General features: G+C 67.3%; 23 protein-coding genes. 11 read left to right on the forward strand and 12 right to left on the reverse strand.

The window, feature by feature from the left end; translation table 11 throughout:
* Nucleotides 1-58 precede the first annotated feature (58 nt).
* A complete protein-coding gene (locus GGR48_RS08825) occupies nt 59-1,060 on the reverse strand; it encodes a fumarylacetoacetate hydrolase family protein (protein ID WP_183951553.1) in 1,002 nt (333 codons plus the stop codon).
* Between the two features lie 274 nt (nt 1,061-1,334).
* Between GGR48_RS08825 and GGR48_RS08830 the strand changes: the two genes are divergently transcribed.
* Both GGR48_RS08830 and GGR48_RS08835 read left to right on the forward strand, forming a co-directional pair.
* Nucleotides 1,335-2,708: a DEAD/DEAH box helicase gene (locus tag GGR48_RS08830; protein ID WP_183951554.1), complete on the forward strand. Its 1,374-nt coding sequence runs from the start codon at nt 1,335-1,337 to the stop codon at nt 2,706-2,708.
* Between the two features lie 259 nt (nt 2,709-2,967).
* Nucleotides 2,968-3,234, forward strand: coding sequence for a hypothetical protein (locus GGR48_RS08835; protein WP_183951555.1), 267 nt, complete (start codon nt 2,968-2,970; stop codon nt 3,232-3,234).
* A 174-nt stretch (nt 3,235-3,408) separates the two neighbouring features.
* Here GGR48_RS08835 and GGR48_RS08840 read toward each other — a convergent pair whose 3' ends face one another.
* A complete protein-coding gene (locus GGR48_RS08840) occupies nt 3,409-5,373 on the reverse strand; it encodes a potassium transporter Kup (protein ID WP_183951556.1) in 1,965 nt (654 codons plus the stop codon).
* A gap of 125 nt (nt 5,374-5,498) precedes the next feature.
* Here GGR48_RS08840 and pdeM point away from each other — a divergent pair, with 125 nt between their 5' ends.
* Nucleotides 5,499-6,161: a ligase-associated DNA damage response endonuclease PdeM gene (gene pdeM / locus GGR48_RS08845; protein ID WP_183951557.1), complete on the forward strand. Its 663-nt coding sequence runs from the start codon at nt 5,499-5,501 to the stop codon at nt 6,159-6,161.
* A 7-nt stretch (nt 6,162-6,168) separates the two neighbouring features.
* Here pdeM and msrA read toward each other — a convergent pair whose 3' ends face one another.
* The 3 genes from msrA to pabB form a co-directional block, all read right to left on the reverse strand.
* Nucleotides 6,169-6,834, reverse strand: a complete 666-nt coding sequence (gene msrA, locus GGR48_RS08850; RefSeq protein WP_183951558.1) for a peptide-methionine (S)-S-oxide reductase MsrA — start codon at nt 6,832-6,834, stop codon at nt 6,169-6,171.
* Nucleotides 6,835-7,380: 546 nt separating this feature from the next.
* Complete coding sequence (locus GGR48_RS08855) at nt 7,381-8,580, reverse strand: pyridoxal phosphate-dependent aminotransferase (protein ID WP_183951559.1); 1,200 nt, start codon at nt 8,578-8,580, stop codon at nt 7,381-7,383.
* A gap of 54 nt (nt 8,581-8,634) precedes the next feature.
* On the reverse strand, nt 8,635-10,383 hold the full coding sequence (gene pabB, locus GGR48_RS08860; RefSeq protein ID WP_183951560.1) for an aminodeoxychorismate synthase component I: 1,749 nt from the start codon (nt 10,381-10,383) through the stop codon (nt 8,635-8,637).
* Nucleotides 10,384-10,480: 97 nt separating this feature from the next.
* Between pabB and GGR48_RS08865 the strand changes: the two genes are divergently transcribed.
* Together GGR48_RS08865 and GGR48_RS08870 are read left to right on the forward strand one after the other, a co-directional pair.
* On the forward strand, nt 10,481-11,155 hold the full coding sequence (locus GGR48_RS08865) for an MBL fold metallo-hydrolase (protein WP_276208015.1): 675 nt from the start codon (nt 10,481-10,483) through the stop codon (nt 11,153-11,155).
* Between the two features lie 195 nt (nt 11,156-11,350).
* A protein-coding gene (locus GGR48_RS08870; protein ID WP_183951561.1) for an IS630 family transposase occupies nt 11,351-12,297 on the forward strand; the annotation gives its coding sequence in 2 pieces (ribosomal slippage) (nt 11,351-11,687 and nt 11,687-12,297; 948 coding nt in all).
* A 31-nt stretch (nt 12,298-12,328) separates the two neighbouring features.
* Here the strand turns inward: GGR48_RS08870 and GGR48_RS08875 are convergent.
* Both GGR48_RS08875 and GGR48_RS08880 read right to left on the reverse strand, forming a co-directional pair.
* Nucleotides 12,329-13,957 (reverse strand): M28 family metallopeptidase, encoded by a 1,629-nt coding sequence (locus GGR48_RS08875; protein WP_183951562.1) that lies wholly within the window; start codon nt 13,955-13,957, stop codon nt 12,329-12,331.
* A complete protein-coding gene (locus GGR48_RS08880; RefSeq protein ID WP_183951563.1) occupies nt 13,957-14,391 on the reverse strand; it encodes an MAPEG family protein in 435 nt (144 codons plus the stop codon). Before GGR48_RS08880 ends, GGR48_RS08875 begins: the two co-directional genes overlap by 1 nt.
* Nucleotides 14,392-14,597: 206 nt before the next feature.
* On the opposite strand from GGR48_RS08880, the gene rpmF reads away from it, so the two are divergent.
* The 5 genes from rpmF (at nt 14,598) to GGR48_RS08905 (ending at nt 17,552) form a co-directional block, all read left to right on the forward strand.
* Complete coding sequence (gene rpmF, locus GGR48_RS08885; protein ID WP_037568791.1) at nt 14,598-14,777, forward strand: 50S ribosomal protein L32; 180 nt, start codon at nt 14,598-14,600, stop codon at nt 14,775-14,777.
* Between the two features lie 40 nt (nt 14,778-14,817).
* Complete coding sequence (gene plsX, locus GGR48_RS08890) at nt 14,818-15,846, forward strand: phosphate acyltransferase PlsX (protein ID WP_183951564.1); 1,029 nt, start codon at nt 14,818-14,820, stop codon at nt 15,844-15,846.
* On the forward strand, nt 15,843-16,811 hold the full coding sequence (locus tag GGR48_RS08895) for a beta-ketoacyl-ACP synthase III (protein ID WP_183951565.1): 969 nt from the start codon (nt 15,843-15,845) through the stop codon (nt 16,809-16,811). Before plsX ends, GGR48_RS08895 begins: the two co-directional genes overlap by 4 nt.
* Before the next feature lie 89 nt (nt 16,812-16,900).
* The gene (locus GGR48_RS08900; protein WP_183951566.1) at nt 16,901-17,200 is read left to right on the forward strand and encodes an integration host factor subunit alpha; all 300 of its coding nucleotides are present in this window, start codon (nt 16,901-16,903) and stop codon (nt 17,198-17,200) included.
* Between the two features lie 40 nt (nt 17,201-17,240).
* Complete coding sequence (locus GGR48_RS08905; RefSeq protein ID WP_183951567.1) at nt 17,241-17,552, forward strand: MerR family transcriptional regulator; 312 nt, start codon at nt 17,241-17,243, stop codon at nt 17,550-17,552.
* A gap of 152 nt (nt 17,553-17,704) precedes the next feature.
* Here GGR48_RS08905 and GGR48_RS08910 read toward each other — a convergent pair whose 3' ends face one another.
* The 5 genes from GGR48_RS08910 to pheS form a co-directional block, all read right to left on the reverse strand.
* Entirely contained in the window at nt 17,705-18,226 is a 522-nt protein-coding gene (locus GGR48_RS08910) for a hypothetical protein (RefSeq protein WP_183951568.1), read from the reverse strand.
* A 59-nt stretch (nt 18,227-18,285) separates the two neighbouring features.
* Complete coding sequence (locus GGR48_RS08915; RefSeq protein WP_183951569.1) at nt 18,286-19,812, reverse strand: peptide chain release factor 3; 1,527 nt, start codon at nt 19,810-19,812, stop codon at nt 18,286-18,288.
* Between the two features lie 194 nt (nt 19,813-20,006).
* On the reverse strand, nt 20,007-20,888 hold the full coding sequence (locus GGR48_RS08920) for an aldose epimerase family protein (RefSeq protein WP_183951570.1): 882 nt from the start codon (nt 20,886-20,888) through the stop codon (nt 20,007-20,009).
* Nucleotides 20,881-23,244, reverse strand: a complete 2,364-nt coding sequence (pheT, locus tag GGR48_RS08925; RefSeq protein WP_183951571.1) for a phenylalanine--tRNA ligase subunit beta — start codon at nt 23,242-23,244, stop codon at nt 20,881-20,883. The genes GGR48_RS08920 and pheT overlap by 8 nt, the downstream gene beginning before the upstream one ends.
* Nucleotides 23,241-24,317, reverse strand: a complete 1,077-nt coding sequence (gene pheS, locus GGR48_RS08930; protein ID WP_183951644.1) for a phenylalanine--tRNA ligase subunit alpha — start codon at nt 24,315-24,317, stop codon at nt 23,241-23,243. The genes pheT and pheS overlap by 4 nt, the downstream gene beginning before the upstream one ends.
* 289 nt (nt 24,318-24,606) lie before the next feature.
* On the opposite strand from pheS, the gene GGR48_RS08935 reads away from it, so the two are divergent.
* A complete protein-coding gene (locus GGR48_RS08935; RefSeq protein ID WP_183951572.1) occupies nt 24,607-25,755 on the forward strand; it encodes a GGDEF domain-containing protein in 1,149 nt (382 codons plus the stop codon).
* Nucleotides 25,756-25,817: the final 62 nt, after the last annotated feature.

Consider the following 25,817-nt stretch of genomic DNA (forward strand, 5'->3'; position numbering starts at 1 on the left):
TCCACCACCCGGCTATGCCGGGCGGTCCCCCTCCCCATCGAAGATGGGGAGGACTTAATCAACCGACCATCTGCTCGATCGCGCCGAAGATGGAATGGTGGCGGTCGTCCTCCATCCAGATGCGCACCGTATCACCCTTCTTCAGGAACGGCGTCACGGCCTCGCCGCTGCGGATCGTCTCGATCATCCGCACCTCGGCGATGCAGCTATAGCCGACCCCGCCCTCGGCGACGGGTTTGCCGGGGCCGCCATCGGTATCGCGGTTGGACACGGTGCCCGAGCCGATGATCGTCCCCGCCCCCAGCGCGCGGGTCTTGGCCGCATGCGCCACCAGCGTGCCGAAGTCGAACGTCATGTCCTCGCCCGCATCGGCGCGGCCGAAGGGCTGGCCGTTGAGATCGACGCGCAGCACGCGGCGCAGCTTGCCGTCCTGCCACCAGTCGCCCAGCGACTCCGGCGTGACGAAAACGGGGGAGAAGGCGGAAGCCGGCTTGGACTGGAAAAAACCGAACCCCTTGGCCAACTCGCCGGGGATCAGCCCGCGCAGCGACACGTCGTTGGTCAGCCCGATCAGCCGGATCGCCGCCAGTGCCTCGTCACGGCTCGCCCCCTGGGGCACGTCGCCGGTCACGACGACCACCTCGCCCTCCAGGTCGCAGCCCCAGCTTTCATCGGCCAGCGGAATGGGATCGCGCGGGCCGAGGAACCCGTCCGATCCGCCCTGATACATTAGCGGGTCGTGCCAGAAGCTGTCGGGCAATTCCGCCCCGCGCGCCTGCCGCACCAAGGCGACATGATTCACATAGGCCGATCCGTCCGCCCATTGATAGGCGCGCGGCAAGGGCGAGGCGGCGTCATGCTCATGAAAGCGCGCGCGCGGAATCGCCTCATGATCCAGATCGGTCGCCAGATTGGCGAGCGCGGGGGCATGCGTCTCCCAATCGTCGAGCGCCCCCTGCAGCGTCGGCACGATATGCCCCGCATCCGCATACCAGGCGAGGTCGCTCGACACGACGACCAGCTTGCCGTCGCGACCATGTTTGAGACTGGCGAGTTTCATGCAGGACTCCTCTTCGCTAACTGGTATCGGATGTAACCATCCGTCCGCGCTTGTCACGCATTGGGGCGGTGATCCTGCCCGAAACTTGACTTTTGGCAATGGCCAGCGCACATGCCCGCCCGTCGAGGCGTCCACTCGCAGCGTGAACGGACCTTTTGGTCCCGGCTCCGCCCCGACCCTGTCTTCAGGCTTCCCTTGTCACGCGGGGTGTCATCAACCCCGGCCCGCGCTTGCGGCCTTTCGTGACTCGCGCGCCATGTCAGAAAGTATTCCCATGTCCTTTTCCGAACTCGGCCTCGCCGAGCCGCTCGTCCGTGCGCTCGAAGCCAAGGGCTATTCCGAACCCACGCCGATCCAGCGCGACTCGATCCCGACGCTGCTGGAAGGCCGCGACCTGCTCGGCATCGCGCAGACCGGCACTGGCAAGACGGCCGCCTTCGTCCTCCCCTCGATCCAGCGTCTGGTCGAGGCGAACAAGCGCGTCCTGCCGACCCATTGCCGCATGCTGGTCCTGGCCCCCACGCGCGAACTGGCCAGCCAGATCGCCGACAATGCCAAGGGCTATGCCAAATTCTCCAAGCTGGCGGTCGCGACCGTCTTCGGCGGCACCAGCATCAACAAGAACCGGCAGGACCTGTCGCGCGGCGTCGACATCCTCGTCGCGACGCCCGGCCGCCTGATCGATCTGGTCGAGCAGGGTTTCCTGAACCTGTCGATGATCGAAATCCTGGTGCTCGACGAGGCCGACCAGATGCTCGACCTGGGCTTCATCCACGCGCTGCGCCGCATCGTGAAGATGATCCCGCGCAAGCGTCAGACCCTGTTCTTCTCGGCGACCATGCCCGCCGCGATCCGCGATCTGGCCGACAAGTTCCTCGACAATCCCGCGACCGTCTCGGTCACGCCCGTCTCGACCACCGCCGAGCGCGTCGACCAGTCGGTGACCTTCGTGACGCAGCAGGAAAAGCAGGCGCTGCTGACCATCCTGCTCGCCGATCCGGCGATCGAATTGGCGCTGGTCTTCACCCGCACCAAGCATGGCGCCGACCGCGTCGTGAAGCTGCTGGCGGGCAACGGCATCGCGGCGAACGCGATCCACGGCAACAAGAGCCAGGGCCAGCGCGAGCGGGCGCTGGGCGAGTTCCGGTCGGGCCAGACCCGCGTGCTGGTGGCGACCGACATCGCCGCGCGCGGCATCGACATTCCGGGCGTCAGCCACGTCTTCAACTTCGAGCTGCCCAACGTCGCCGAGCAATATGTCCACCGCATCGGCCGCACCGCGCGGGCCGGTCGCTCGGGTCTCGCCATCGCCTTCTGCGCCGAGGATGAGCGGCCCTATCTGAAGGATATCGAGAAGCTGACGCGGCAGAAGATCACCGTCGTGCCGCTGCCCGCCGACTTCGTGAAGCGCGCCGAGACGATCAAGTCGCAGCGCGTAAAGGCGATCGGCGCCGATCCCGCGCCGCGCGTCGACCGCCCGCGCGATCCGGCGCGTCCCCGCGCCACGCATCACCCGCGCGCGACCGACACCCGCGCACCGCAGGGTCGCCAGCCGCGCCGTCGTGGCGGTGGTGGCGGCGGTCGTGGCCGTGGCGGCCAGGGTCGCCCCGGTGGCGGCGGCGGTGCCGGTCGCGGCGCACAGGGCTGACCCGAACTCTCGCCACAAGCACGCCCCTCCCGCAAGCGGGAGGGGATGGGGGAGGGTAAAGGAGTCTCACCGAGACCATTGCCCGTGGCCCTTGCCCCTCCCCAACCCAGTTTCAGGCGAACGATGCCCCGCATCGTTCAGGTCATGCCGGGGGCATGACCGACCTGAAACTCCCTGCCGGGAGAGGGGCCTTGATGGGCACCATAACCCCCTCTCCCGCGTTGATCGCGTAACGATCCACGCTTCAGGAGAGGTTGCCATGGATATTGCCCACACCCCCGCCGCAGAACGCATCGCGCGCGTGCTGTGCGGCCAGCGGCTGAGCGCCAATGCCGGAGGCGACTCCGAATCGGCCGCCAAGCTGGTCGATGCGCATTGGCGCGAGCATATGGCCGACGCACTTGCCGTGCTGCGAACCTTGCGCGAACCCGATCAGGCGATGGCCGATGCGGGCGATCCGGCGATCTGGGAAAAGATGGTGCTGGTCGCGGTCGAGGCCGCCAAGCCGCCCAAGGTCACGCTGTAAATCCTTTCCAGCACCGGGAGATGGCCAGGCGTCAGCTCTGACGGAAGGGGCATGGCATACAGAACGCCCCGTTGGACAACACCCCTCCACCATCCTTCGGATGGTCCCCCTCCCCAAGCATAGCTTGGGGAGGGGGACCGCCGGGCGTCAGCCCGGTGGTGGAGGGGCCTTTGGCTACACCGTCACCTGCTCGCCCAGCTCCAGCACCTTGCCCGGCGGAATCCGCAGGAAGTCGGTCGGATCGCTGGCATTGCGCTGCAGGAACATGAACAGTCGGTCCTGCCAGAGCGGCATGCCCTTCTCCGCCTCTGGCTTGAGCGTGTTGCGGCCGATGAAGAAGCTGGTCTTCATCGGGTCCAGGCCCATCTGCCGCTGCTCGACACCCAGATCGCGCGGCAGGTCGCGCGGCACGTCAGGCGTCTCCATGAAGCCATAGGTCAGCACCACGGTCGCGAAATTATCGTCGAGCCGTTCGACATGCGCGCGATATTCGGGCTGCACGACGGGGCGATCGGCGGTGCGGATCGTCATGATCAGGTTCTGCGCGTGCAGCACCTTGTTATGCTTCAGATTGTGGAGCAGCGCGCCCGGCGCCGAGGCGGGATTGGCGGTCAGGAACACCGCCGTCCCCGGCACCCGCTCGGGCGGACGCTTGGCGAGCGCGGCGGCGAGATCGGCAAGCGGGATCGCCTGCCGCTTCTCGAAGGCCGAGACGATGCCGCGCCCGCGCACCCAGGTATAGATGATCAGGCCGACCGCCGCCCCGACCAGCAGCGGCACCCAGCCCCCCTCGATCACGCGCAGGATGTTCGCGCCGAAGAAGATCAGGTCGAGCGCCAGGAAGGGCAGGATCGCGGCCAGCGCCAGCGGCCGCCCCCAGCCCCAGCGATGCCGGACGACCAGATAGGCCAGGCAGGTGGTGACCACCATCGTCCCCGTCACCGCAATACCATAGGCGGCGGCCATCGCCGAGGACGTCTTGAACTGGATCACCAGCACCAGCACGCCGAACAGCAGCAGCCAGTTGATCGCAGGCAGATAGATCTGGCCCTGAAAATCGGCCGAGGTCTGGCGAACGCGCAGGCGCGGCAGGAAGCCGAGCTGGATTGCCTGCTGGGTCAGTGAGAAGGCACCGGTGATCACCGCCTGCGCCGCGATGACGGTCGCCATGCCCGCCAGCACGATCAGCGCCGGGCGGAACGACTCGGGCGCCATCAGGAAGAACCAGTCCTGATTGGTAAAGGTCTGCCCGCTCGCCGCCGCGCGCTCCAGCGCCGATAGCGCGAAGGCGCCCTGCCCCAGATAGTTGAGCATCAGCGCCGGGAGAACGAGCGAGAACCAGCCGATCCGGATCGGCAACCGCCCGAAATGCCCCATATCGGCGGTCAGCGCCTCGGCCCCGGTGACGGTCAGGAACACCGCGCCCAGAACGAACAGCCCCGTCACGCCGTGCGTCGCCAGGAAGCTGATGCCATAGCCGGGCCAGATCACCCGCGCGATCGAGGGTTCGTCGGCAATGTGCCAGATGCCCAGCCCGCCGATCACGAAGAACCACAGGATACAGATCGGCCCGAACAGCTTCGACACCTGCGCCGTCCCGCGCGACTGGATCAGGAACAGCCCGATCAGGATGACGATGGTGCACAGCCGGATCAGCCCTTCGTCGAAGATCGACGCGGCGGCGGGGATGGTGCGCAGCCCCTCCATCGCCGACAGGACCGACAGCGCCGGGGTGATGATCGCATCGCCATAGAAGAGCGACGCCCCCGCCGCACCCAGGATCAGCGCCAGTCGCGAGCGGATGCCCAGCGAACGACGGGCGAGTGCGGCCAGTGCCAGCACCCCGCCCTCGCCCTGATTGTCGGCGCGCATCAGGAAGATGACATATTTGACGGTGACGACCAGGAAGAGCGTCCACAGCGCCAGGCTGAGCACGCCCAGGATTTCGCTGGGGTCGATGCCGTCGGCGGCCGATTGGGACAGCGCCTCGCGAAAGGCGTAGAGCGGGCTGGTGCCGATATCGCCGAACACCACGCCGATCGCTCCCACGGTCAGCGCGGCGAGCGCGGGATGACGCGGGGCGTGGCCGTCGGCCGCCCCGTGCTGGTTGTCGGTACTGTCGGTCGTTGTCGCCGTCATGTCCGCCGGAACCCCCTGTGCCAAAAGGACGGCGCGCTTTACGCCTCTTTGCCCGGGAAGCAAGGGCTTTCCCAAGCGCTCTGCAAACGCTTGATATTGTGCAGCGTCAAGCGCATGGACGGCAAATGGTTCCCTTTTCGTTCGGCGGCCGGGATTTTGCCGCCCTGCCCGAAGGCGCATTGTTCTGGCCCGCGCGCCAGGCGTTGCTGGTTGCCGACCTGCATCTGGAAAAGGCCAGCTGGTATGCCGGCGGCGGACAGATGCTGCCCCCTTACGACTCGCTGGCGACGCTGACCGAGCTGACCGGGGCGGTGGCGCGAACGGCGGCGCGCGAGGTCTGGTGCCTGGGCGACAGCTTCCACGATGCCGAAGGATGCGACCGGCTGTTGCCGCAGGCGCGGGCGATGCTGCTGGCGCTGACGGCGGCGACCCGCTGGACCTGGATCACCGGCAATCACGACCCCGTGCTGCGCGATCGCTGCGGCGGCGAGGTGGTGGACGAGGCGCTGGTCGACGGCCTCGTCCTGCGCCACGAGGCCGATCCGGCGGAGACGCGACCCGAGCTGTCGGGGCATTTCCATCCCAAGCTACGGCTGCGGGTACGCGGCAAGATGGTCGCGCGCCGCTGTTTCGTCGGCACGGCGCACAAGCTGATCCTGCCCGCCTTCGGGGCGCTGACCGGGGGGCTCGATGTCGACCACCCCGCGCTGGTTCAGGCGGTCGGTCGCACCGCCGAGGCTTTGGTCCCCGTCCGCGACCGGATGCTGCGCTTCCCCGTCGCTGCCTGAGCCGTCCTCAGCCCGCCCGCGCCAGATCGGGGAAACCGGCGCGGAAGCCCGCGACCTTGGGCTTGTCCCAGCGCGTGATATACGGATGCGACGGATTGCGGTCGTAGAAGTTCTGGTGTTCCGCCTCGGCGGGGAAGAACTGGCCCTGCTCGATCCGCGTCGTGATCGGCCTGGCAAAGGCATGGGCGCCGGTCAACTGCGCGATATAGGCGCGCGCGACCTTCGCCTGATCGGGCGACTGGGTGAAGATCGCCGAGCGATAGCTGGGGCCGCGGTCGGGGCCTTGGCCACCGACCTGAGTGGGATCGTGTGCGATCGCGAAATAGACGCGCAGCAGGGTCGCATAGGAGACCTGCGCCGGATCATAGACGATGCGAATCGCCTCGGCATGGCGGGTGCGCTCGGTCGAGACGGCGGGATAGTTCGCATCCTCTCGCCGGCCGCCGGCATAGCCCGCCGTGACCGCGCGCACACCCTTCACCCGCTCGAACACCGCCTCCATGCCCCAGAAGCAGCCGCCCGCAAGGACGGCGACCTGGGGTTTCGGCGTGGCCGGCACGTCGAGCACTGCCTTGGGCAACGGCACGGCACGTTCGGCCTTGGCGGGGAGGGATGATAGCGCGACCGCTCCGAAGGCGGTCGCAGCAAGGGCGATGCAAATGGGGGTGCGCATCGCTGGAATATGGGGCGTTTTTGGGGTTCGGCTAGAGGCGGATGTCGCGCATGGGCTTCGACTTCGCTCAGCCTGAACGGAGGTTGTAAAAAGGTATTCCCAGCCTCCGTTCCGCCTGAGCGAAGTCGAAGGCCACGGGAATCACCCCGCCAGAAAATCCCTTAGCGAACCGCCTCGACCGGCGCCGTCGGCGCATAGCGGCTCGGCGCTTCCGCCGGGTGCAGGACCACGAGACCCAGGGCGCCAAGCGCAAATCCGCCGGCGAACTGCCTTACGAAGCTGGACTTGAGGAGGGCACGCATTTGTCTTCACCTGTCGTTGCGGGTCGCCACCCGGATGGGCTGGCGATCGGTACGGGCGCCATCTGGTCGATCGGCGGCGTTCCGACAATGGCGTTTATAGAAACACAGCATTAACGGCACGTGATCGTGTCGTTCATGCCACAGTTAAGCCATATTGCCGCACCGCACATAAACCATGAAAAAAGCCAGCCGGATCGGTGTCTTGACCGAGCCGACCAGCTTTTGCAGCGCAACAGGCGCGGGATTATTTCAGGGCGGCGCAGGCCGTCTGGATGCGGGTGCACGCCTCACGCAGCAGCGCGTCGGAGGTCGCATAGCTGATTCGCATCGCGGGCGAGAGGCCGAACGCCGCGCCCTGCACCGCCGCGACCTTCGCATCGTCGAGCAGATAGCCGACGAACGCCTCGTCGCTGTCGATCAGACGGCCCGAAGGCGTGGTCTTGCCGATCAGGGCTGCGAAGGACGGATAGACATAGAAGGCGCCCTCCGGCGTCGGGCAGGTCATGCCCTCGATCTCGTTGAGCATCGACACGACCATATCACGCCGCGCTTGGAACGCCTGGTTGCGCGTCGTGAGGAAGCTCTGGTCGCCGGTCAGCGCCGCGGTCGCCGCCGCCTGCGCCACCGAACAGGGGTTGGAGGTCGACTGCGACTGCAGCTTGGCGATCGCCTTGATGAGCCAGGGCGCGCCGCCCGCATAGCCGATCCGCCAGCCGGTCATGGCGTACGCCTTGGAACAGCCGTTCACCGTCAGCGTGCGCTCGTACAATTCGGGGCAGACCTGCGCGATGGTGGCGAAGCGGAAGCCGTCATAGACGATATGCTCGTACATATCGTCGGCGAAGACCCAGACATGCGGGTGGCGAAGGATCACCTCGCCCAGCGCCTTCAGCTCGTCGGCGGTATAGCCCGCGCCGGTCGGGTTGGATGGCGAGTTCAGGATGACCCACTTGGTCTTGGGCGTGATCGCCGCATCCAGCGCTTCCGGGGTCAGCTTGTAACCCTGTTCCGGCCCCGCCTTGACGATCACCGGCACGCCGCCCGCGAACTGGACGACGTCCGGATAGCTGACCCAGTAGGGCGCGGGGATCACGACCTCGTCGCCCGCATCGATCGTCGCGACCATCGCGTTGAACAAAGTGTGCTTGCCGCCGACATTCACGCTGATCTGATCGGCCTTGTAGGTCAGGCCGTTGTCGCGCGCGAACTTGGCCGCGATCGCCGCCTTCAGCTCGGGCGTGCCGTCGACGTTCGTATATTTGGTCTTGCCGTCGCGGATCGCCTGGATCGCGGCCTCTTTGACGAAGTCCGGCGTGTCGAAATCGGGTTCGCCCGCGCCCAGCCCGATCACGTCGACGCCGGCGCGCTTCAGCTCCATCACGCGGCTGGTGATGGCGAGCGTGGGGGACGGGCTGATACGACCGAGCGCGGCGGAGGGCTGCATGAAACGGAACCTTTGCGTCAGGGATTTGCGGGGGCGCTTTAGACGCCTCCACCCTCAATCCGCAACCATCTCCGCACGAAACAATCCGCGAAGTGCGTTACCAAGCAAGAATCCGTCGTGAAGATCGGCGCGCGTCAGCCGCCCCTCGACTGCCCGCCCCGTCTCGATCAGATGCGCGCGCAGGATGCCGGGCAGCAGCCCCTCGGCGAGGGGCGGCGTCACCAGCGCATCGCCGCGCGGCACGAAGATATTGGTGTAGCTGCCCTCGGTCAGGAACCCCTCGGGCGTCTCGAACAGCACTTCCGCCGTCCCCGCGGCCGCGCGCGCCTCGTCGTAGAAGCCGCGCGCGCTGGTCTTGTGGCGCAGGCGCAGATCGGCCTGCGATACCGGCAGGGGCACGACCTGCACCGCCACGGGCGACTCGAACGGCGCGGGTCGCGGACCGACCTCGACCACGACCGCGCCGCTGCGCGCGAGCAACAGGCGGATGCGCCGGGCATCGCGCAGGCGGAAGGTCGCCGCCTGCAATTCGTTGCGCGCATCATGCCGGTCGAAGGTGAAGCCCAAGGCCAGCGCACTCGCCTTCATCCGCGCCAGATGCGCCTCCAGATGCTGGATACCTTCCAGCGGGTCGAAGGCCATGGTCTCGATCAGGTCGAAATCGCGCTGGCCGTCGGTCAGGAACGCCGCCTTGGCCAAGCACTCGTCCCATTCGTCCGCCGCGACCGAGTCGGCGACGATCCCCGACCCCAGCCCCAGCGTTACGCGGTCGCTCCCCTCGAGCCAGGTGAGCGTACGGATGGCGACGTTGAACATCGCATCGCCATTCGCGTCCAGCCGACCGATCGCGCCGGTATACAGGCCGCGCGGCGAATCCTCGATCGCCGCGATCGCCTGCATCGCCGCGATCTTGGGCGCACCGGTGATCGAGCCGCAGGGGAAAAGCGCGGCGAGAACATCCACCGCATCGCGCCCCTCGGCCAGATCGGCGGTGATGGTCGACACCATCTGATGCACCGTCGGATAGGGTTCGACCGCGAACAACTCGGGCACCGCCACGCTGCCGGCCCGCGCGACCCGCGACAGGTCGTTGCGCATCAGGTCGACGATCATCAGATTTTCGGCACGCTGCTTGGGATCGTCGCGCAGGGCTTGCGCGGCCCGCGCATCGGCGGCGGCATCGCCGTGTCGCCGCGCGGTGCCCTTCATCGGCTTGGCGGTCAGCCGGCCGGCATCGAGCGCGAAGAACATCTCGGGCGACAGCGACAGGATCACTCTATCGCCGGTCGCCACCACCGCGCCCCAGCCGGCGCGCGACCGGGCGCGCAGGCCCGCATAGAGCGCCAGCGGATCGCCCGCGACCCGGGCCGTGGCGCGGAAGCTGAGATTGACCTGATAGAGATCACCCGCCGCGATCCGCGCCGCAACCTCGGCGAATTGCGCGGCATGGCGTTCCTCGTCCAACTCGGGCTGCAGCGCGCCGATCCAGGCGCCGGCGGGATCGGGCAGCAGCGTCTCGACCGCCAGCGTCCGATAATCCTCGAACAGACCGAACCAGAGCAGCGGGCCATCGGCGGCGGTGGCGGCCACGTTCGGCTCGAGCGCCGCGCCGGCCTCATAGGCGATCCAGCCCGCCGCATGCAGCCCGCGCGCCCGTGCCTGGCGCAGCCGGTCGAGCGCGGGCGCGACCTCTTCGGGCGCATGCGCGGTCACGATCCCGACCGGCGCGGTATAGAGCCGCGCCGCCGCACCCCCGTCACGGGCATCGTCGAGCAACACGAAAGGGGCATCGAGGCGCAGCATGAAGGACGATCCATGCACGGCCCGCCCCCAGGCATGCAAGCAGCGATTGGGGCAAGCAGCGATTGGCTATGGCCGTCCCAGCCTCTATCTCGGGGCGATGACCGACCCTGTACCCACGCCCCCGCTGCGCGCCGCGATCGTGCCCGTCACCCCGCTCCAGCAGAATTGCTCGATCATCTGGTGCACCGCGACGATGAAGGCCGCCGTCGTCGATCCCGGTGGCGACCTGCCGCGCATCCAGGACGCGATCGCCAAGATCGGCGTGACGGTGGAGAAGATCCTCCTCACCCATGGCCATATCGACCATGCCGGCGGCGCGAAGGCACTGTCCGATGCGCTTTCGGTGCCGGTCGAGGGGCCGCAGGAGGAGGATCGTTTCTGGCTCGCACGGCTGGACGAGGATGGCCAGGCTTACGGCATCCCCGCGCAGATCGTCGAGCCGACCCGCTGGCTGAACGAGGGCGATACGGTGACGATCGGCGAGCTGACCCTCAATGTGTACGAGACGCCGGGGCATACGCGCGGCCATGTGATCTTCCACCACGCGCCGTCGAAATTCGCGCTGGTCGGCGATGTGCTGTTCCAGGGATCGGTCGGGCGCTCGGACATGCCCGGCGGCGATCACGACACGCTGATCCGCTCGATCGTCGAGAAGCTGTGGCCGCTGGGGAACGACACCGCCTTCATCCCGGGGCATGGCCAGCCCAGCACCTTCGGCCATGAGCGGCAGAGCAATGCGTTCGTGGCGGATCGGGTGTTGGGTTTGGGGTAAGGTATTGGGATGGGGCGAGGTTGGGGCGTGGGCTTCGACTTCGCTCAGCCTGAACGGGGTTTGTGGCAAGCCCCATTCCCACGCTCCGTTCAGCCTGAGCGTTAGAGCGGTTTTCGAGCGGACTGAATCGATAGGGATTCACACGGGGGCGTTTTTCTGATTCACGATCCATGCTGGCGAAGGAGGCCGGCAGGGATGGGTCGAGCCTTATCGCGTGATCTTCGGGACCGTGTCGTCGCTGCGGTCGAAGGCGGGCTGTCGTGCCGACAGGCGGCCGAACGTTTCGGGGTCAGCGCAGCGAGTGCGATCCGGTGGCGACACCTGGCACTTCGGCACGGCACGCCGGCGGCCAAGCCGCAGGGCGGCGACCGTCGCACGGCTAGGATAGAGGAGCATGCCTCCTTCATCCTGGACGCGATCGAGCAGCAGCCGGACCCAACGCTGGCGGAGTTGCGCGAAATGCTGTCCGGGCGGGGCGTAAGCGTCAGCATCGCCACGCTGTGGCGGTTTTTCGCCCGGCACGGAATCACGCGCAAAAAAAGACCGGCCACGCGACCGAGCAGGATCGCCCCGACGTCCTGAAGCAACGCGAGGAGTGGTTCGATGGCCAACTCGACCTCGACCCTGCGCGCCTCGTCTTCATCGACGAAACCTGGGCCAGCACCAACATGGCGCGGCGACATGGCCGCTGCCGGCGGGGCGAGCGCCTGCGCGCTGGCATCCCCTTCGGCCATTGGAAGACAACCACCTTCACGGCCGGGCTGCGCCGCACCGGCATGGTCGCGCCATGGGTGCTCGATGGGCCGATGAATGCCGACGCATTCCTCACCTACGTCACCCGCGTCCTCGTGCCCGAACTCGCCCGTGGCGACGTGGTCATCATGGACAACCTGTCGAGCCACAAGGCGCCCGCCGTGCGCGCCGCCATCGAAAGCGTCGGTGCCAGGCTCCTGTTCCTCCCCCCCTACAGCCCTGACTTCAACCCGATCGAGCAAGCGTTCGCAAAGCTGAAAGCGCATCTGCGCAAGGCCGCCGAGCGCACCATCCACGGCCTCTGGAACGCCATCGGCCACATCCTCGACCTCTACTCGCCACTGGAATGCGCAAACTACTTCGCAAACTGTGGATACGATGCAGACTGATCGAAAAACGCTCTAGTCGAAGGCCAAGGGATTACCGCCGTTCCGCAGCGCTCTCGCTGCGAATCGCCTTGAACTCGGACCCGCTTCGCCATTCTGGCCAGTCTCGCCCATCGGCCAGATCACGCCCGATCCGGTACAGCAACCCGACATCCGCCGCCGCCCCGCGCAAATCCCACTTCGCGTCCCAGGCATCACAGGTCTGGTGATAACAGCGCATATAGCCGTCCAGCCACGCCTGCCCCGCCGGGCGCCCGCCCGCGACCAGATCGGGCGCGCCGCTGATCGCCATCAGCAGCAGCGTCGGCACGCCACGCCTTGCGACCGAGAAATGGTCGGCGCGGTAGAACAGCCCGCGCTCGGGCAACGCCTCGGGCGTCACCACCCGCCCTTGCGCGGCGGCGGCGGCCTTCAGCCGATCCTCAAGGTCGTTCTGCCCGTCGCCGACCAGCATCACGTCCCTGGCCGGCCCCGCCGTCTGGAGGATGTCGAGCGTCAGGTTCGCGACCGTCTTGGCGAGCGGATAGACCGGCTTCACCGCATAGGTTTCCGACCCCAGCAGCCCGCGCTCCTCACCGGTCCAGAGCGCGAACACCAGACTGCGATCGGTGCGCGGTGCCGCCCTGAACGCCCGCGCGAGTTCCAGCACGCCCGCCACGCCCAGCGCATCATCATTGGCGCCGGGGCGGATCGTGCGTCCTTTCGAATCGGGGGCGCCCTTGCCGTAAGCATCCCAATGCGCGCCGAACATCACCACCTCGTCGGGGCGCGTCTTGCCGGGCAGCCTGGCCAATACGTTGCGACTCTCGGCGCGCACCGTCGTCACCGGCAGGTCGGCGGAAAAGTGCTGCCCCTTCAACTCGACCGGCCGAAAGTCCGCGCGCCGCGCCGCCTTCCTCTGCTGGGCCAAGTCCAGCCCGGCGGCCGCGAAGAGCTTGTCCGCCGCCTCGCCCGACAGCCAGCCCTGGAGCAGCACGCGCGAGCTCGGATCGGTGCGGACAATATCGTAATTCTCGCCCGCCGGTGCCGTCACCGTCGCCCAACCATAGCCCGCGCCCGGCGTGTCATGGACGATCAGCGCACCGACCGCGCCCTGCCGCGCCGCTTCCTCGAACTTATAGGTCCAGCGGCCATAATAGGTCATGCGCCGGTCGCCGAACTTGCCCTTGGCATCGTCGCCCGCGACCGCCTCGAAATCGGGATCGTTGACCAGGAAGACCGCGATCTTGCCCTTCAGGTCGACGCCCTTGAAGTCGTCCCAGCCCCGCTCGGGCGCGTGGACGCCGTAACCGACGAAGACCATGGATGCGTCCTGGATCGCCACCCGGTCGACGGGGCGCACGGTCGAGACATAGACGCCCTGCCCCTGTTCGAGCGGCATGCCGCCTGCGCGCATCGTCCCCTTCCCGATCTGCGTGCGGATCAACGGCACGGCTTGCGTCCATTGTCCGTCCGGACCGCCGGGCTGCAGGCCCATCGCCTTGAACTGCGCAACCAGCCAGTCGACCGTCTTCGCCTCGCCCGGTGTCCCCGGCGCACGGCCCTCGAACGCGTCGGAGGCCAGCGTCTTCACATCCGCCGACAGGCGCTGCGGCGAAATCGGGTCGGGCGCGGCGGCGGTCAGGGTGACGGCGGCGAGCGCGATCAGGGGCAAGCGAATCATCAGCGGTCGATCCTTACGACGGTGGTGGCCGCGACGGGCTTGGCCTGCGCGGTATAGACGAGCCCGATCCCCCAACCGGCCAGCAGCGCCAGGATCGCCCAGGTGCCGATCGCGCCCCCGGCGCGACCGATATTGGGCGCGGGCCACATCATGCCCCAGCCATGGCCGATGCGCGCGACGATGAACGCACCCCCCAGCACCCACAGCCAGAAGGACGATCCGCCGCTCAGCTCGATCAGACCCATCAGGATCAGGACGAAGGGCGCATATTCGACGAAATTGGCCTGGGCGCGCATGCCCGCTACGAGTCGCGAATCACCCCCGTCCCCGATCATGACCTTGCCACGGACGCGCCCGACCACGATTCGCAGCGCCAGCCACAAATTGACGATGGCGGCCGCCGCCGCGATGCTCAGCGTAACCGGCAGGACCATAAATGCCGTCTTTCCTGTAAATTGCCTGATCTCGGGGAGTGCCATTCCGTGGCCGCGCTTGCAACATCGGCAAAACTCGCTATAGGCGCGGGGCTTCGCGATGCGTCCGGCTGGGTGCTCACGCGGCCGGGTCCTCGATCCGGGCGCGCTATGGGTGCTGACAGTGGTTGCGTCCATCCCTTGTTCGAATTTGATAAGGTGCCGCAATGGCCGTCCCCAAGAGAAAGACTTCGCCCTCCAAGCGCGGCATGCGCCGTGGCCACGACTCGCTGACCATCGCGGCGTTCCAGGAATGCCCGAACTGTGGCGAGCTGAAGCGTCCGCACAATCTGTGCACCGCTTGCGGCCACTATAACGGCCGTGAGGTCGTGTCGGTCGAGGGCTGATCCCCTCTTCCTTCACCTGAACGACCGTTAGAGGACACGCATGGCCGATAACGCCTGGATCGCCGTCGATGCGATGGGCGGCGACGACGGGCTGGCCGTGATGCTTGCCGGTGTCGCCAGAGCGCGACGCCGCTATGAGGGCATGCGGTTCTTCCTGGTCGGCGACGAGGCGCAGATTGCGGAGGGGCTGAAATCCCATCCCAATCTGTCCGCCGCGTCCGAGATCGTTCACGCGCCCGAGATCGTCGGTTCGAACGAAAAGCCCAGCCAGGCGATTCGTCGCGCCAAGACGACGTCGATGGGCATCGCCATCGATCTGGTGAAACGGGGGCGCGCCGCCGCCGCCGTGTCGTCGGGCAATACCGGCGCGCTGATGGCGATGGCCAAGCTGTCGCTTCGCACCCTGCCGGGCATCGACCGGCCGGCGCTGGCGGCGCCCTTGCCGACGCTGGGCGACAATGACGTCGTCATGCTCGACCTCGGCGCGAATACCGAGTGCGATGCGCGCAACCTCGTCCAGTTCGCGGTGATGGGCGCGGCCTATGCCCGCACGCTGCTCGAACTCGACAATCCGCGAGTCGCGTTGCTCAATATCGGGTCTGAGGATCAGAAGGGCACCGACGAGATTCGCGACGCCGCCGCCGTGCTGCGCGGGCAGAATCACCTGCCGCTGAACTTCACCGGCTTCATCGAGGGCAACCAGCTCGCCCGTGGTGAGGTCGATGTGATCGTGTGCGACGGTTTCGCCGGCAATATCGCGCTCAAGACCGCCGAGGGCACCGCGCGCTTCGTCGCCGACCTGCTCAAGCGCGCCTTCCGCTCCTCGACCCGCTCGAAGATCGGCTTCCTGATCTCGCGCCCGGCGACCCAGCTGCTGCGGGATCATCTCGACCCCAACAACCATAATGGCGCGGTCTTCCTGGGCCTGAACGGCCTGGTGGTGAAAAGCCATGGCGGCGCGACCGAATTGGGCGTCGCCACCGCGATCGGCAACGCGGCCAAGATGGTGCGCGCCGACCTGACCCGGCGCATCGCCGAGGATCTCCTGAACTTCGAGGCTGCGGCATGATTCGCTCGATCGTCACCGGCACGGGCTCGGCGCTTCCAACCCGGCGGGTGTCGAACGAGGAACTGGCACAGCAGGTCGACACCTCCGACGAGTGGATCGTCGAGCGCACCGGCATCCGCTTCCGCCATATCGCAGGGCCGGAGGAGACGACCGCAACGCTGGCCGCCGACGCCGCCAAGGCCGCGATCGCCGCCGCCGGCCTGTCGGCGCAGGACATCGACCTGATCGTGCTGGCGACCGCGACGCCGGACCAGACCTTCCCCGCGACCGCGACCAAGGTGCAGGCGATGCTGGGCATCGCCGATTGCGTCGCGTTCGACGTCGCCGCCGTCTGTTCGGGCTTCCTCTATGCCGTGCAGGTCGCCGACGCGATGCTGCGCTCGGGCGTGCAGCGCCGCGCGCTGGTGATCGGCGCCGAGACCTTCAGCCGTATCCTCGACTGGGAGGATCGCACCACCTGCGTCCTGTTCGGCGACGGTGCGGGCGCGATGGTGCTGGAAGCGCGCGAGAGCGCCGATGCGGACGGGCGCGGTATTCTTGCCACCCGGCTCCATGCCGATGGCCGCCATAACGGCCTGCTCTATGTCGATGGCGGTGTCTCGACCACCGGCACGGTCGGCAAGCTGCGCATGAAGGGCCGCGAGGTCTTTCGCCATGCCGTCGTCAATCTGGCGCAGGTGATGGAGGAGGCGTTGGGCCTGGCCGGCCTGACACCGGCCGATGTCGACTGGGTCGTGCCGCACCAGGCCAATGCCCGCATCCTCGACGCCACCGCACGCAAGCTCGACCTTCCCGCCGGCAAGGTGATCGTTACCGTCGACCAGCATGCCAACACCTCGGCCGCGTCGGTGCCGCTGGCGCTGGACACGGCGGTGCGCGACGGACGCATCCGCGAGAACGACCTGATCGTCCTCGAGGCGATGGGCGGCGGCTTCACCTGGGGCGCGGCGGTGATCCGCTTCTGAACAAATGTCTGAAGTTGACCGAGATAAATCCCTTTCGGTCATAATCCTGACTGTGTTAGTCGGACATTGGACACCATTGGGGGATGGCAATGACCAATGAAGGAACTCTGACCCGCGCTGATCTGGCGGAATCGCTGCATCAGGAAATCGGGCTGTCGCGATCGGACTCGGCCGAGGTGGTCGAACAGATCCTCGTCGAGATGTGCGAGGCGCTGTCGCGCGGTGAAAACGTCAAGATTTCGGGCTTTGGCACCTTCGTGCTGCGCGACAAGGGGGAGCGGATCGGCCGCAATCCCAAGACCGGGGTGGAGGTGCCGATCGCACCGCGCCGCGTTCTGACCTTCCGCGCCAGCCAGATGATGCGCGATCGTATTGTCGCGGCCGGATAGACCCGAACGCCCGCTGGACGGTGGCAAGACCGATGGTGCCATGCGCACCATCGGCGAGACGTCGCGCGAGACCGGCGTGGCGCAGCATGTCTTGCGCTATTGGGAAAGCCGCTTTCCGCAGCTTCGCCCGGTCCAGCGCGCCGGCAATCGCCGTTATTATCGCCCCGAGGATCTGATGCTGATCCGCCGGCTCGACCGACTGCTCAACCAGCAGGGCTATACCGTGCGCGGCGTCCAGCAATTGTTCGAGAGCGAGGCCAAGGCGAAGAACGATCCCGCCGCGATGCTGCGCAGCATCCGCGACTCGCTGGCGGAGGCGTTGGCCTGGGACGACCGCGCGGAGGCGCGGTAGAGGTTTATGCGTGGCCTTCGACTTCGCTCAGGCTGAGCGGCGGTTGAATTTCTTGGCCATTAATGCCTCACTCCGTTCAGCCTGAGCCCTTCGTCTTTGCTCAGGATAAACTTCGGCGCTTCGCGCCGAAGTCGAAGGCCACGCCCGACCGCTCAGGCCGTAACGACCACCCCGCCCTGCTCCGCCAGCAGCAAATCTCGGCACGCCCGGTTATAGGCGTGCGCGCGCCACCAGAACCAGCCGCCATTGCCCACGCCCCAGGCCGCCACGCCCAGCGCCGCCCAGGGCACCGCACGTGCGGCACGACCGCCCCGTGCCGCGACCCGGCCAGCGGCCAGGCCGCCCTTGCCGATGCGGCGCGCGGTCTTGGCAAGCTTTCCGGCCGCGCGCGCCTGCGACAGGATTCCCGATCCGCCGCGCAGATCGCCCAGAATCGCCGCCGGGCCGACAAAGCCCTTCAGCTTGCCGACGATCTCCTGCGCCTCGATCGACGCAGCCGGCTCCAACTGGCGCCGCTGCGCGCCGCTCAGGCCATAGGCGTCGCCGATCGCATCGATCGTGTCGGCCAGGCTTTCGGTGCCGATGGTCAGCGCCTTGGCACCGGCCTTCAGCGCGCGGCGGCGGATCAGCTTCTCATTGGCCTCGAAGGTGGCCTCGATCGTCGCGCGGTCCATGATGGGTCCCTGTTCGTTCATACAGCCATGAAGCCGCGAAACGGCCCCCGGGTTCCCCCTCAACGCTCGCGCGTGGCGAGGAAGCGGACCTTGGGATAGCGATCGGCGACATAGCCGACTTCCCACGCGCTCTTGGCGAGGAAAACGGGATTGTCGTCGCGGTCCTTGGCCATGGCCGAACGGTTCACGTCCATGAATGCCTTGAGGTCGGCGGGATCGTCCGCCGCGATCCAGCGCGCGGTGTCGAACGGCGCGGGCTCCAGCCCCGCCGCGACCTTATATTCCGCATCGAGCCGCGACAGCAGCACGTCGAGCTGGAGCTGCCCGACCACGCCGATGATCCAGTTCGAGCCGATCTCGGGATAGAAGACCTGGGTCACCCCCTCCTCGGCCATGTCGTCCAGCGCTTTCCGCAGCTGCTTGGTCTTGGTCGGGTCCTTGAGCGCCACGCGGCGCAGGATTTCGGGCGCGAAATTGGGCAGGCCGGTGAAGCGGACATCCGCCCGCTCCGACAGCGTGTCGCCGACACGCAGCGTGCCGTGGTTGGGGATGCCGATGATGTCGCCCGGAAACGCCTCGTCCGCGACTTCGCGATTCTGCGCGAAGAACAGGATCGGCGAGTGGACCGCGATCGGCTTGCCATGGCCGGTCGGGGTCAGCTTCATGCCGCGCTTGAACGTGCCCGAACAGAGCCGCATGAACGCGATCCGGTCGCGGTGCTGCGGGTCCATATTGGCCTGCACCTTGAACACGAAGCCGGTGACTTCCTTGTTCTCCGGCGCGACCGGCGCGGGTTCGGCCGGTTGCGGGCGCGGTGGCGGCGCATGGCGGCTGAGCGCGTCGATCAGTTCGGCCACCCCAAAGTCTTTCAGCGCGGAGCCGAAATAGACCGGCGTCAGGTCGCCGTTGCGATAGGCCTCGCCATCGAACGCGGCATAGCCCGCCTGCGCCAGTTCCACCTCTTCGGCGATGTCGGCGGGCAGAGTCGGCGCGTCGTCGATCTTGCCCAGAAAGGCGCGGCTGTCGCCCTCGGGACGGCTGACCTTGCCGGTGGTCAGGTCAAGGATACCCTCGAACAGCCCGCCCATGCCGACCGGCCAGCTCATCGGCGCCACATCGAGCGCCAATATGTCGGCGATCTCGTCGAGCAGTTCGAAGGGCGGACGGCCTTCGCGATCGACCTTGTTGACGAAGGTGATGATCGGCACCGAGCGCAGGCGGCACACCTCGAACAATTTGCGCGTCTGCGCCTCGATACCGCGCGCCGCGTCGATGACCATCACCGCCGAGTCGACGGCGGTCAGCGTGCGGTACGTATCCTCCGAGAAATCCTCGTGGCCCGGGGTGTCGAGCAGGTTGAAGGTCACGCCGTCCTTCTCGAACGTCATCACCGACGAGGTGACCGAGATGCCGCGCTGCTGCTCGATCTTCATCCAGTCCGAGCGCGCGCGCCGGTTCTGGCCCCGCGCCTTGACCTCGCCCGCCAAGTGGATCGCGCCGCCGAAGTACAACAGCTTTTCGGTCAGCGTCGTCTTACCGGCGTCAGGGTGCGAGATGATCGCGAAGGTACGGCGGGGGGAAGTCATGGGCGGCTCTGTCGAATAGGGAAGTGGCGCGTCCGAGCGCCCGAGATGGTGCGCCTGTTACAGCAAATTGTGGCACAAGACAGGCCCCCACAAATCTCCCCTACCCTTTAGGGGAGGGGCGCTTCCGCAAGCGCGGGATTTGAGGCAAGGCCCCACCCCATCCCCTCCCCTGAAGGGGAGGGGCTTAGAGACGGCTATCCCGCCAGCGTCACCGACATCCGCATGACCTTCTCGCCACCCACCGGCACGATGAAGACGCCCGGCTTGTCGGTGAACTCGCCGTCAAAGCCTTCCGGATCGGCGATGCCGTGCCAGGGTTCGACGCAGACATAGGCGGCACCGGGCTTGGTCCAGATGCCGAGCTTGTCGGTATCAGGGAAGGCGATGCGCAGCTGCGGCGAACCGTCGACGCCATAGGTGACATGGCGGCTCTCGACCGGGTCCCAGACCAGCGCATCGTTGGTGAACAAATCGTCCGCCAGATGCAGCACGCGGCCATCGAGCGGGCTGTCACGACGCGCTTCGGCGATCAGGCCGTCGGGAGCGATCTCGCGCAGCCGAGCAGGTTCGTCCTTCTCGAAGACGATACGGTGGTCGGCCCGCGCCTTGCCGTACGGCAGCGGCCAGGCGAAGGCGGGGTGGAAGCCGAAGCTGGCGGGCATCGGCACCTCACCGCGATTGAGGACGCGGACCTCGGTCACCAGCGTGGCGTCCTCCAGCCGGAACTCCACTTCCAGCCGAAAGGCGAAGGGATAGGAGGTGCGCGTTTCCTCGCTGTCCCCCAGCGAGAATGCCGCGCGGGTGGCGTCCTGCGCCACCAGCTCGAAGGTCGAGTGGCGGGCAAAGCCGTGCTTGGCCATCGGATAATGCTGGCCGTTCAGGCGGATGCCGTCGCGGGTCACGCCGATCACCGGGAACAGCAGCGGCGCGCGGCCGGTCCAGAAAGCCGGGTCCGCGTTCGTCATCAGCTCGCGACCGTCCGCATCCTTCAGCGAGGACAGCTCGGCCCCGAACGGATTGATCGCCGCCGACAGATGGTCGTTGCCGATGCGGACCCAGTTTTCCTCATCAGCCACGGAGTTGCGCTCCCTGCTTGGCGGCGGCGGCGACGATCTTGTCGGCTATGGCCTTGAGTTCCTCATCGGTGAAGCTCTTCTGCGACGGTTGTAGCAGGACTTCGACCGCGACCGACTTGTGGCCCTCGGGCACGCCCTGCCCGGCGAACACGTCGAAGACGCGCGCGGCGGTGATCGCGGCCTTGTCGGCCCCGCGTACCGCGCGGATCAGCTGATCCGCCGCCAGATCGGTCGGCACTAGGAAGGCGAAGTCGCGGCGGACCGATTGCAGCGCGGGGGGCGTATAGGCCGGGCGCATGAAGCCAGTGGCCCGCTTGGGCGGGATCGCGTCGAGATACAGTTCCACCGCCGCCACCGCGCCGTCCAGATCGAACGCCTTGAGGACCGAGGGGTGGACCATGCCGAACGCGGCCAGCACCGTCTTCGGCCCCAGGCGCAGCGTGCCCGACTGACCGGGATGCCAGGCATCGCCCGCCTCGCCCATCACCTGCAGATTATCCACCGGCGCACCGGCCTGCGCGAGCAGCGCGATCGCCTCGGCCTTGGCGTCATAGGCGTCGAAGCCCTGCGCCTTGCCCGAGCGCCAGTTGCGGGGCGTCTTGTCGCCCGCCAACACCACGCTGAGTGTCGGCCGCTCGGCCTCTTCCAGATAGCGGCGACCGATCTCGAACAGACGCACGGCGGTCGCCCCGCGCTTGATGTTACGCTCGGTCGCGGCGAGCAGGCCGGGGAGGAGCGAAGGCCGCATGACCTTCAGATCCTCGCTGATCGGGTTAGCGAGGGTGAACGCGCCGCCGCCGAAGGGTGCCGCCTGTGCCTCGCTGATGAAGCTCCACGTCACCGCTTCGTCCAGACCGCGCGCGGCGGCGGCGCGACGGGCGCGGCGCTCCAGCTTCTGCTGCGGCGTGGCGGTGGGACGCGCGACGCCGGGCGTGCGGGGCAGCGCGACCGGGGGAACATGATCGATGCCCTCGATACGGATCACTTCCTCGACCAGATCGGCGGGGCCGTCCACGTCGCGACGCCAGCTCGGCGCGGTGACCTGCCAGTCGGCGGTGACGGTGAAGCCCAGCGATTCGAGGATCGCCTTCTGCCGCTCGGACGCAATGGCGAGGCCACCCAGCGTCTCGGCGAGATTCGGGTCGTAACCGATCGTCTTGCCGACGACCGGCGGCTTCCCCGCCCGCGTCACGCTGCTGGCGGTGCCGCCGCAATATTCGAGGACGAGGAAGGTCGCGATGGCGAGGCCGTCGTCGAGGAACGCTGGGTCCACCCCGCGCTCGAACCGGGTGCGCGCGTCGCTGGTGAGCGCCAGTTTCTGGCCGGTTCTTGCGATCGCCTCGGGCGCGAAATAGGCGCATTCGATGATGACGTCGGTGGTCGTCTCCGACACGCCCGAATGCGCGCCGCCCATGATCCCGCCGATGTCGTGCACGCCCGCATCGTCGGCGATGACGGTCATACCTTCGGACAGGGTATAGGTCTTGCCGTTCAGCGCCTCGACCGTCTCGCCCTCTCGGGCCTGCCGCGCGACCAGACCGCCCGACAGCTTGGCCTTGTCATAGACATGCAGCGGTCGGCCGAGATCGACCGTCATATAGTTGGTGATGTCGACCAGCGCGGAGATCGGCTTCTGCCCGATCGCGGTCAGCCGCTGGCGCATCCATTCGGGCGCCTCGCCATTGGTCAGGCCCGACACGCCCTGCGCATAGAAGGCCGGGCAGCCCTCCGCATCCTCGATGCGAACGTCAGGACCGGCACCTTCGCCCTTCACCTCCGGCACGGTCGGCGCGATCAGCGTGCCGAGACCGGCGGCGGCCAGGTCGCGCGCGATGCCGTGGACGCCCATGCAATCCTGGCGGTTGGGCGTGATCGACACGTCGATGACCGGATCGTTCAGCCCCGCATAATCGGGGAAGGACGTGCCGATGGCCGCATCCTCGGACAGTTCGATGATGCCGTCATGGCCCTCGCCGATCTGCAACTCGCGCGCCGAGCACATCATGCCGTTCGACTCGACGCCGCGAATGGCCGCGACCTTCAAGGTCACGTCGAGGCCGGGGACATAGGCCCCCGGCGCACCGAACACACCGACCAACCCTGCCCGCGCATTAGGCGCGCCGCACACGACCTGCATCGGGCCGTCACCGGCATCGACCGACAGCACCTGGAGCTTGTCCGCCTGCGGATGCCGCTCGGCCGACAGGATGCGCGCGACGCGGAACGAAGCCAGCGCCTCGCCCGGATTGTGCACGCCCTCGACCTCCAGGCCGATACGGGTCAGCCCCTCGACAATGGTGTCGAGATCGGCGTCGGTGTCCAGATGGCTCTTCAGCCAGCCCAGGGTGAACTTCATGCGCCGACTCCTCCCGACAGCGTGGGTACGTCGAGGCTGGCGAACCCGTAATGCTTCAACCAGCGGATATCGCCGTCGAAAAAGGCGCGCAGATCGTCCATCCCGTATTTCAGCATGGCGAGGCGATCGATGCCGCAGCCAAAGGCGAAGCCCTGCCACTCGTTCGGATCAAGCCCGCACGCCTCGATGACCTTCGGATGGACCATGCCGCTGCCCAGCACCTCCATCCAGCCGCCGCCCGAACCGCCGATGACGCGCTTGCCCTTCTCGATGGTGTAGCCGACATCGACCTCGGCCGAGGGTTCGGTAAAGGGGAAATAGCTGGGGCGCAGGCGCAGGACGATGTCGTCGCGCTCGAAGAACGCCTTGAGGAAGGTCTCCAGCGTCCATTTCAGATGGCCGAGCGTGATGCCCTTGTCGATCACCAGCCCCTCGACCTGATGGAACATCGGCGTGTGGGTCGCATCCGAGTCGGAGCGATAGGTGCGGCCCGGCGCGATGATGCGGATCGGCGGTTTCTGGTCGATCATGGTGCGGATCTGCACCGGCGAGGTGTGGGTGCGCAGGACGCGGCGAACCGTGCGCTCGTCGCCACCCGGCTCGACACCCGCCAGATAGAAGGTGTCGTGCATCGCGCGCGCCGGATGCGTCTCGGGAATGTTGAGCGCGGTGAAATTGTGCCAGTCGGTCTCGACCTCCGGCCCCGTCGCGACCGCGAAGCCCAGATCGGCGAAGATCTCGGCCAGCTCGTCCATCACCTGGCTGACCGGGTGGACCGTGCCGAAGCTGGCGGTGTCGACCGGCAGGGTCATGTCGAGTCGCTCGGACGCCAGCCGCGCGTCGAGCGCCGCCTGCTCCAGCGCGGCCTTGCGGGTGCCGAGCGCCTCGGTCACCGCCTCGCGCAGCGAATGGATCTTCGGCCCTTCGACCTGGCGCTCCTCGGGGCTCATCTTGCCCAGCGTCTTGAGCAGTTGCGTGATCCGCCCCTGCTTGCCCAGCGCATCGACGCGGATCGTCTCCAGCGCGTCCAGCGCGGGCGCGTCGGCAATGGCGGCGAGCAAAGGCTCACGCATGTCTTCGAGGTCGTTGCTCACTCTTCACTCCGTCGGCCGCCCGGCCGTCATCGGATGACAGCCTCGGCCCATTTGCGGGATTGCTCCCGCCGTAGCGGCTGGGGGCCGCCCGGATCAATCCTTCACGCGCACCGGCCCGACGCTCACGCTGCGGGCACCGGTCGCACCGGACCCATGACCCGGATTTGAAATGGACCGATCCGAAACTATTTTCTAACCGCTATTCCGCTACGGCAAGCATGGATGCCGGTCCGATCAGGGCCTGCCGATCGCCGACCATGGAATGGGAATGCTCGCACTCGATATCGCCAGTCTGCAGATCATGGGTGCGTTCACCAATCTTCTGGCGGGGGCGATTCATTGGATTCCGGGTCTGACCGGGGCGGGACGCCGCAAATGGGCCTATTATTGGGGCAGCGGCAAGCTGCTGATCGGTGGGTCGAATGCGATCATCCTGATTATCGGCTTCGACAATACCGCCTTTTTCGAACGCTTCCTCAACATCGTCATGATGATCGGCCTGTGCCTGGAGGTGCATAGCGTCGCGGTGTTCGGCGAGCGGAGCGTACCGCGTCCGCTGATCGCGATCCTGGGGGTGCTCTTGCTGGCGTCGATCGGGCTGATGATCGTCGATGCCGCCGAGTTCCGCTGGAGCTTCGTCACGCTCGGGCTGGCGCGCGGCTTCTGCTTTCTGGGGATCATGGGGCTGGCTGCGGGGATCGCGCGGCGCGAGCGGCTGCTGACCGGATGGATCACCGCCGCGCTGTTCGCCGCCGTCGCGCCGATCTTCCTGCTGCGCGCGGGCAGGCTGATGCTGACCCTGATCGACCCCGTCTGGACGATCGAGGGCCAGCCGGTGGAGGAATGGATGATCGGCGTCGCGCTGATCCTGCTGACCCTCACCCATTTCGCCCTGTTGCAGATGGAATCGGAGCGGACCCAGGCCATGCTGCGCGAACAGGCCAGCCGGGACGGCCTGACCGGTGCGCTCAACCGCTTCGGACTGCGCGGGATCGAGGCGGCGTTACGGGGGCCCTGCGCGCTCGCGCTGATCGACATCGACCATTTCAAGGCGCTCAACGATACGCAGGGTCATGCCACCGGCGATGCGGTGCTGCGCCTGCTGGTCGATCTGGCGCAGCGCGAGCTGGGCGCGCCGGGCACGGTGATCCGGCTGGGCGGCGACGAATTCGCCTGCATCCTGCCCGACTGGTCGCAAGCCGATGCCCAGTCCTTCGCCACGCGGCTGGCCGAGCGATTCAACCGCGCGGTCGCGGCGACGGTCGACGGGCCGCTCTATCCCTCGCTCAGTATCGGTGTCGTCGCGGGACCGGTCGACCGCGATCTGGACCGACTGCTGACCGAAGCCGACCGGGCGATGTATGCGATCAAGCGTACCCGCCATCCCGAAATGCCGCGCATGGCGGCAGCGCGGTGATTCTTTCCATCTTTTCAAAAGACGGGCCGCCGATAGACTGAGGTGCGTGACCCACTTGCGTG

The sequence above is a fragment of the Sphingomonas pseudosanguinis genome (assembly GCF_014196255.1).
GTDB lineage: Bacteria > Pseudomonadota > Alphaproteobacteria > Sphingomonadales > Sphingomonadaceae > Sphingomonas > Sphingomonas pseudosanguinis.

Excerpts from the sequence above, each read along its gene's own strand:
- GGR48_RS08825 (WP_183951553.1), bottom strand. The coding sequence starts at position 1,060 with ATGAAACTCGCCAGTCTCAAACATGGTCGCGACGGCAAGCTGGTCGTC.
- GGR48_RS08830 (WP_183951554.1), top strand. The coding sequence starts at position 1,335 with ATGTCCTTTTCCGAACTCGGCCTCGCCGAGCCGCTCGTCCGTGCGCTC.
- GGR48_RS08835 (WP_183951555.1), top strand. The coding sequence starts at position 2,968 with ATGGATATTGCCCACACCCCCGCCGCAGAACGCATCGCGCGCGTGCTG.
- GGR48_RS08840 (WP_183951556.1), bottom strand. The coding sequence starts at position 5,373 with ATGACGGCGACAACGACCGACAGTACCGACAACCAGCACGGGGCGGCC.
- pdeM (WP_183951557.1), top strand. The coding sequence starts at position 5,499 with ATGGTTCCCTTTTCGTTCGGCGGCCGGGATTTTGCCGCCCTGCCCGAA.
- msrA (WP_183951558.1), bottom strand. The coding sequence starts at position 6,834 with ATGCGCACCCCCATTTGCATCGCCCTTGCTGCGACCGCCTTCGGAGCG.
- GGR48_RS08855 (WP_183951559.1), bottom strand. The coding sequence starts at position 8,580 with ATGCAGCCCTCCGCCGCGCTCGGTCGTATCAGCCCGTCCCCCACGCTC.
- pabB (WP_183951560.1), bottom strand. The coding sequence starts at position 10,383 with ATGCTGCGCCTCGATGCCCCTTTCGTGTTGCTCGACGATGCCCGTGAC.
- GGR48_RS08865 (WP_276208015.1), top strand. The coding sequence starts at position 10,481 with ATGACCGACCCTGTACCCACGCCCCCGCTGCGCGCCGCGATCGTGCCC.
- GGR48_RS08875 (WP_183951562.1), bottom strand. The coding sequence starts at position 13,957 with ATGATTCGCTTGCCCCTGATCGCGCTCGCCGCCGTCACCCTGACCGCC.
- GGR48_RS08880 (WP_183951563.1), bottom strand. The coding sequence starts at position 14,391 with ATGGTCCTGCCGGTTACGCTGAGCATCGCGGCGGCGGCCGCCATCGTC.
- rpmF (WP_037568791.1), top strand. The coding sequence starts at position 14,598 with ATGGCCGTCCCCAAGAGAAAGACTTCGCCCTCCAAGCGCGGCATGCGC.
- plsX (WP_183951564.1), top strand. The coding sequence starts at position 14,818 with ATGGCCGATAACGCCTGGATCGCCGTCGATGCGATGGGCGGCGACGAC.
- GGR48_RS08895 (WP_183951565.1), top strand. The coding sequence starts at position 15,843 with ATGATTCGCTCGATCGTCACCGGCACGGGCTCGGCGCTTCCAACCCGG.
- GGR48_RS08900 (WP_183951566.1), top strand. The coding sequence starts at position 16,901 with ATGACCAATGAAGGAACTCTGACCCGCGCTGATCTGGCGGAATCGCTG.
- GGR48_RS08905 (WP_183951567.1), top strand. The coding sequence starts at position 17,241 with ATGCGCACCATCGGCGAGACGTCGCGCGAGACCGGCGTGGCGCAGCAT.
- GGR48_RS08910 (WP_183951568.1), bottom strand. The coding sequence starts at position 18,226 with ATGGACCGCGCGACGATCGAGGCCACCTTCGAGGCCAATGAGAAGCTG.
- GGR48_RS08915 (WP_183951569.1), bottom strand. The coding sequence starts at position 19,812 with ATGACTTCCCCCCGCCGTACCTTCGCGATCATCTCGCACCCTGACGCC.
- pheT (WP_183951571.1), bottom strand. The coding sequence starts at position 23,244 with ATGAAGTTCACCCTGGGCTGGCTGAAGAGCCATCTGGACACCGACGCC.
- pheS (WP_183951644.1), bottom strand. The coding sequence starts at position 24,317 with ATGCGTGAGCCTTTGCTCGCCGCCATTGCCGACGCGCCCGCGCTGGAC.
- GGR48_RS08935 (WP_183951572.1), top strand. The coding sequence starts at position 24,607 with ATGCTCGCACTCGATATCGCCAGTCTGCAGATCATGGGTGCGTTCACC.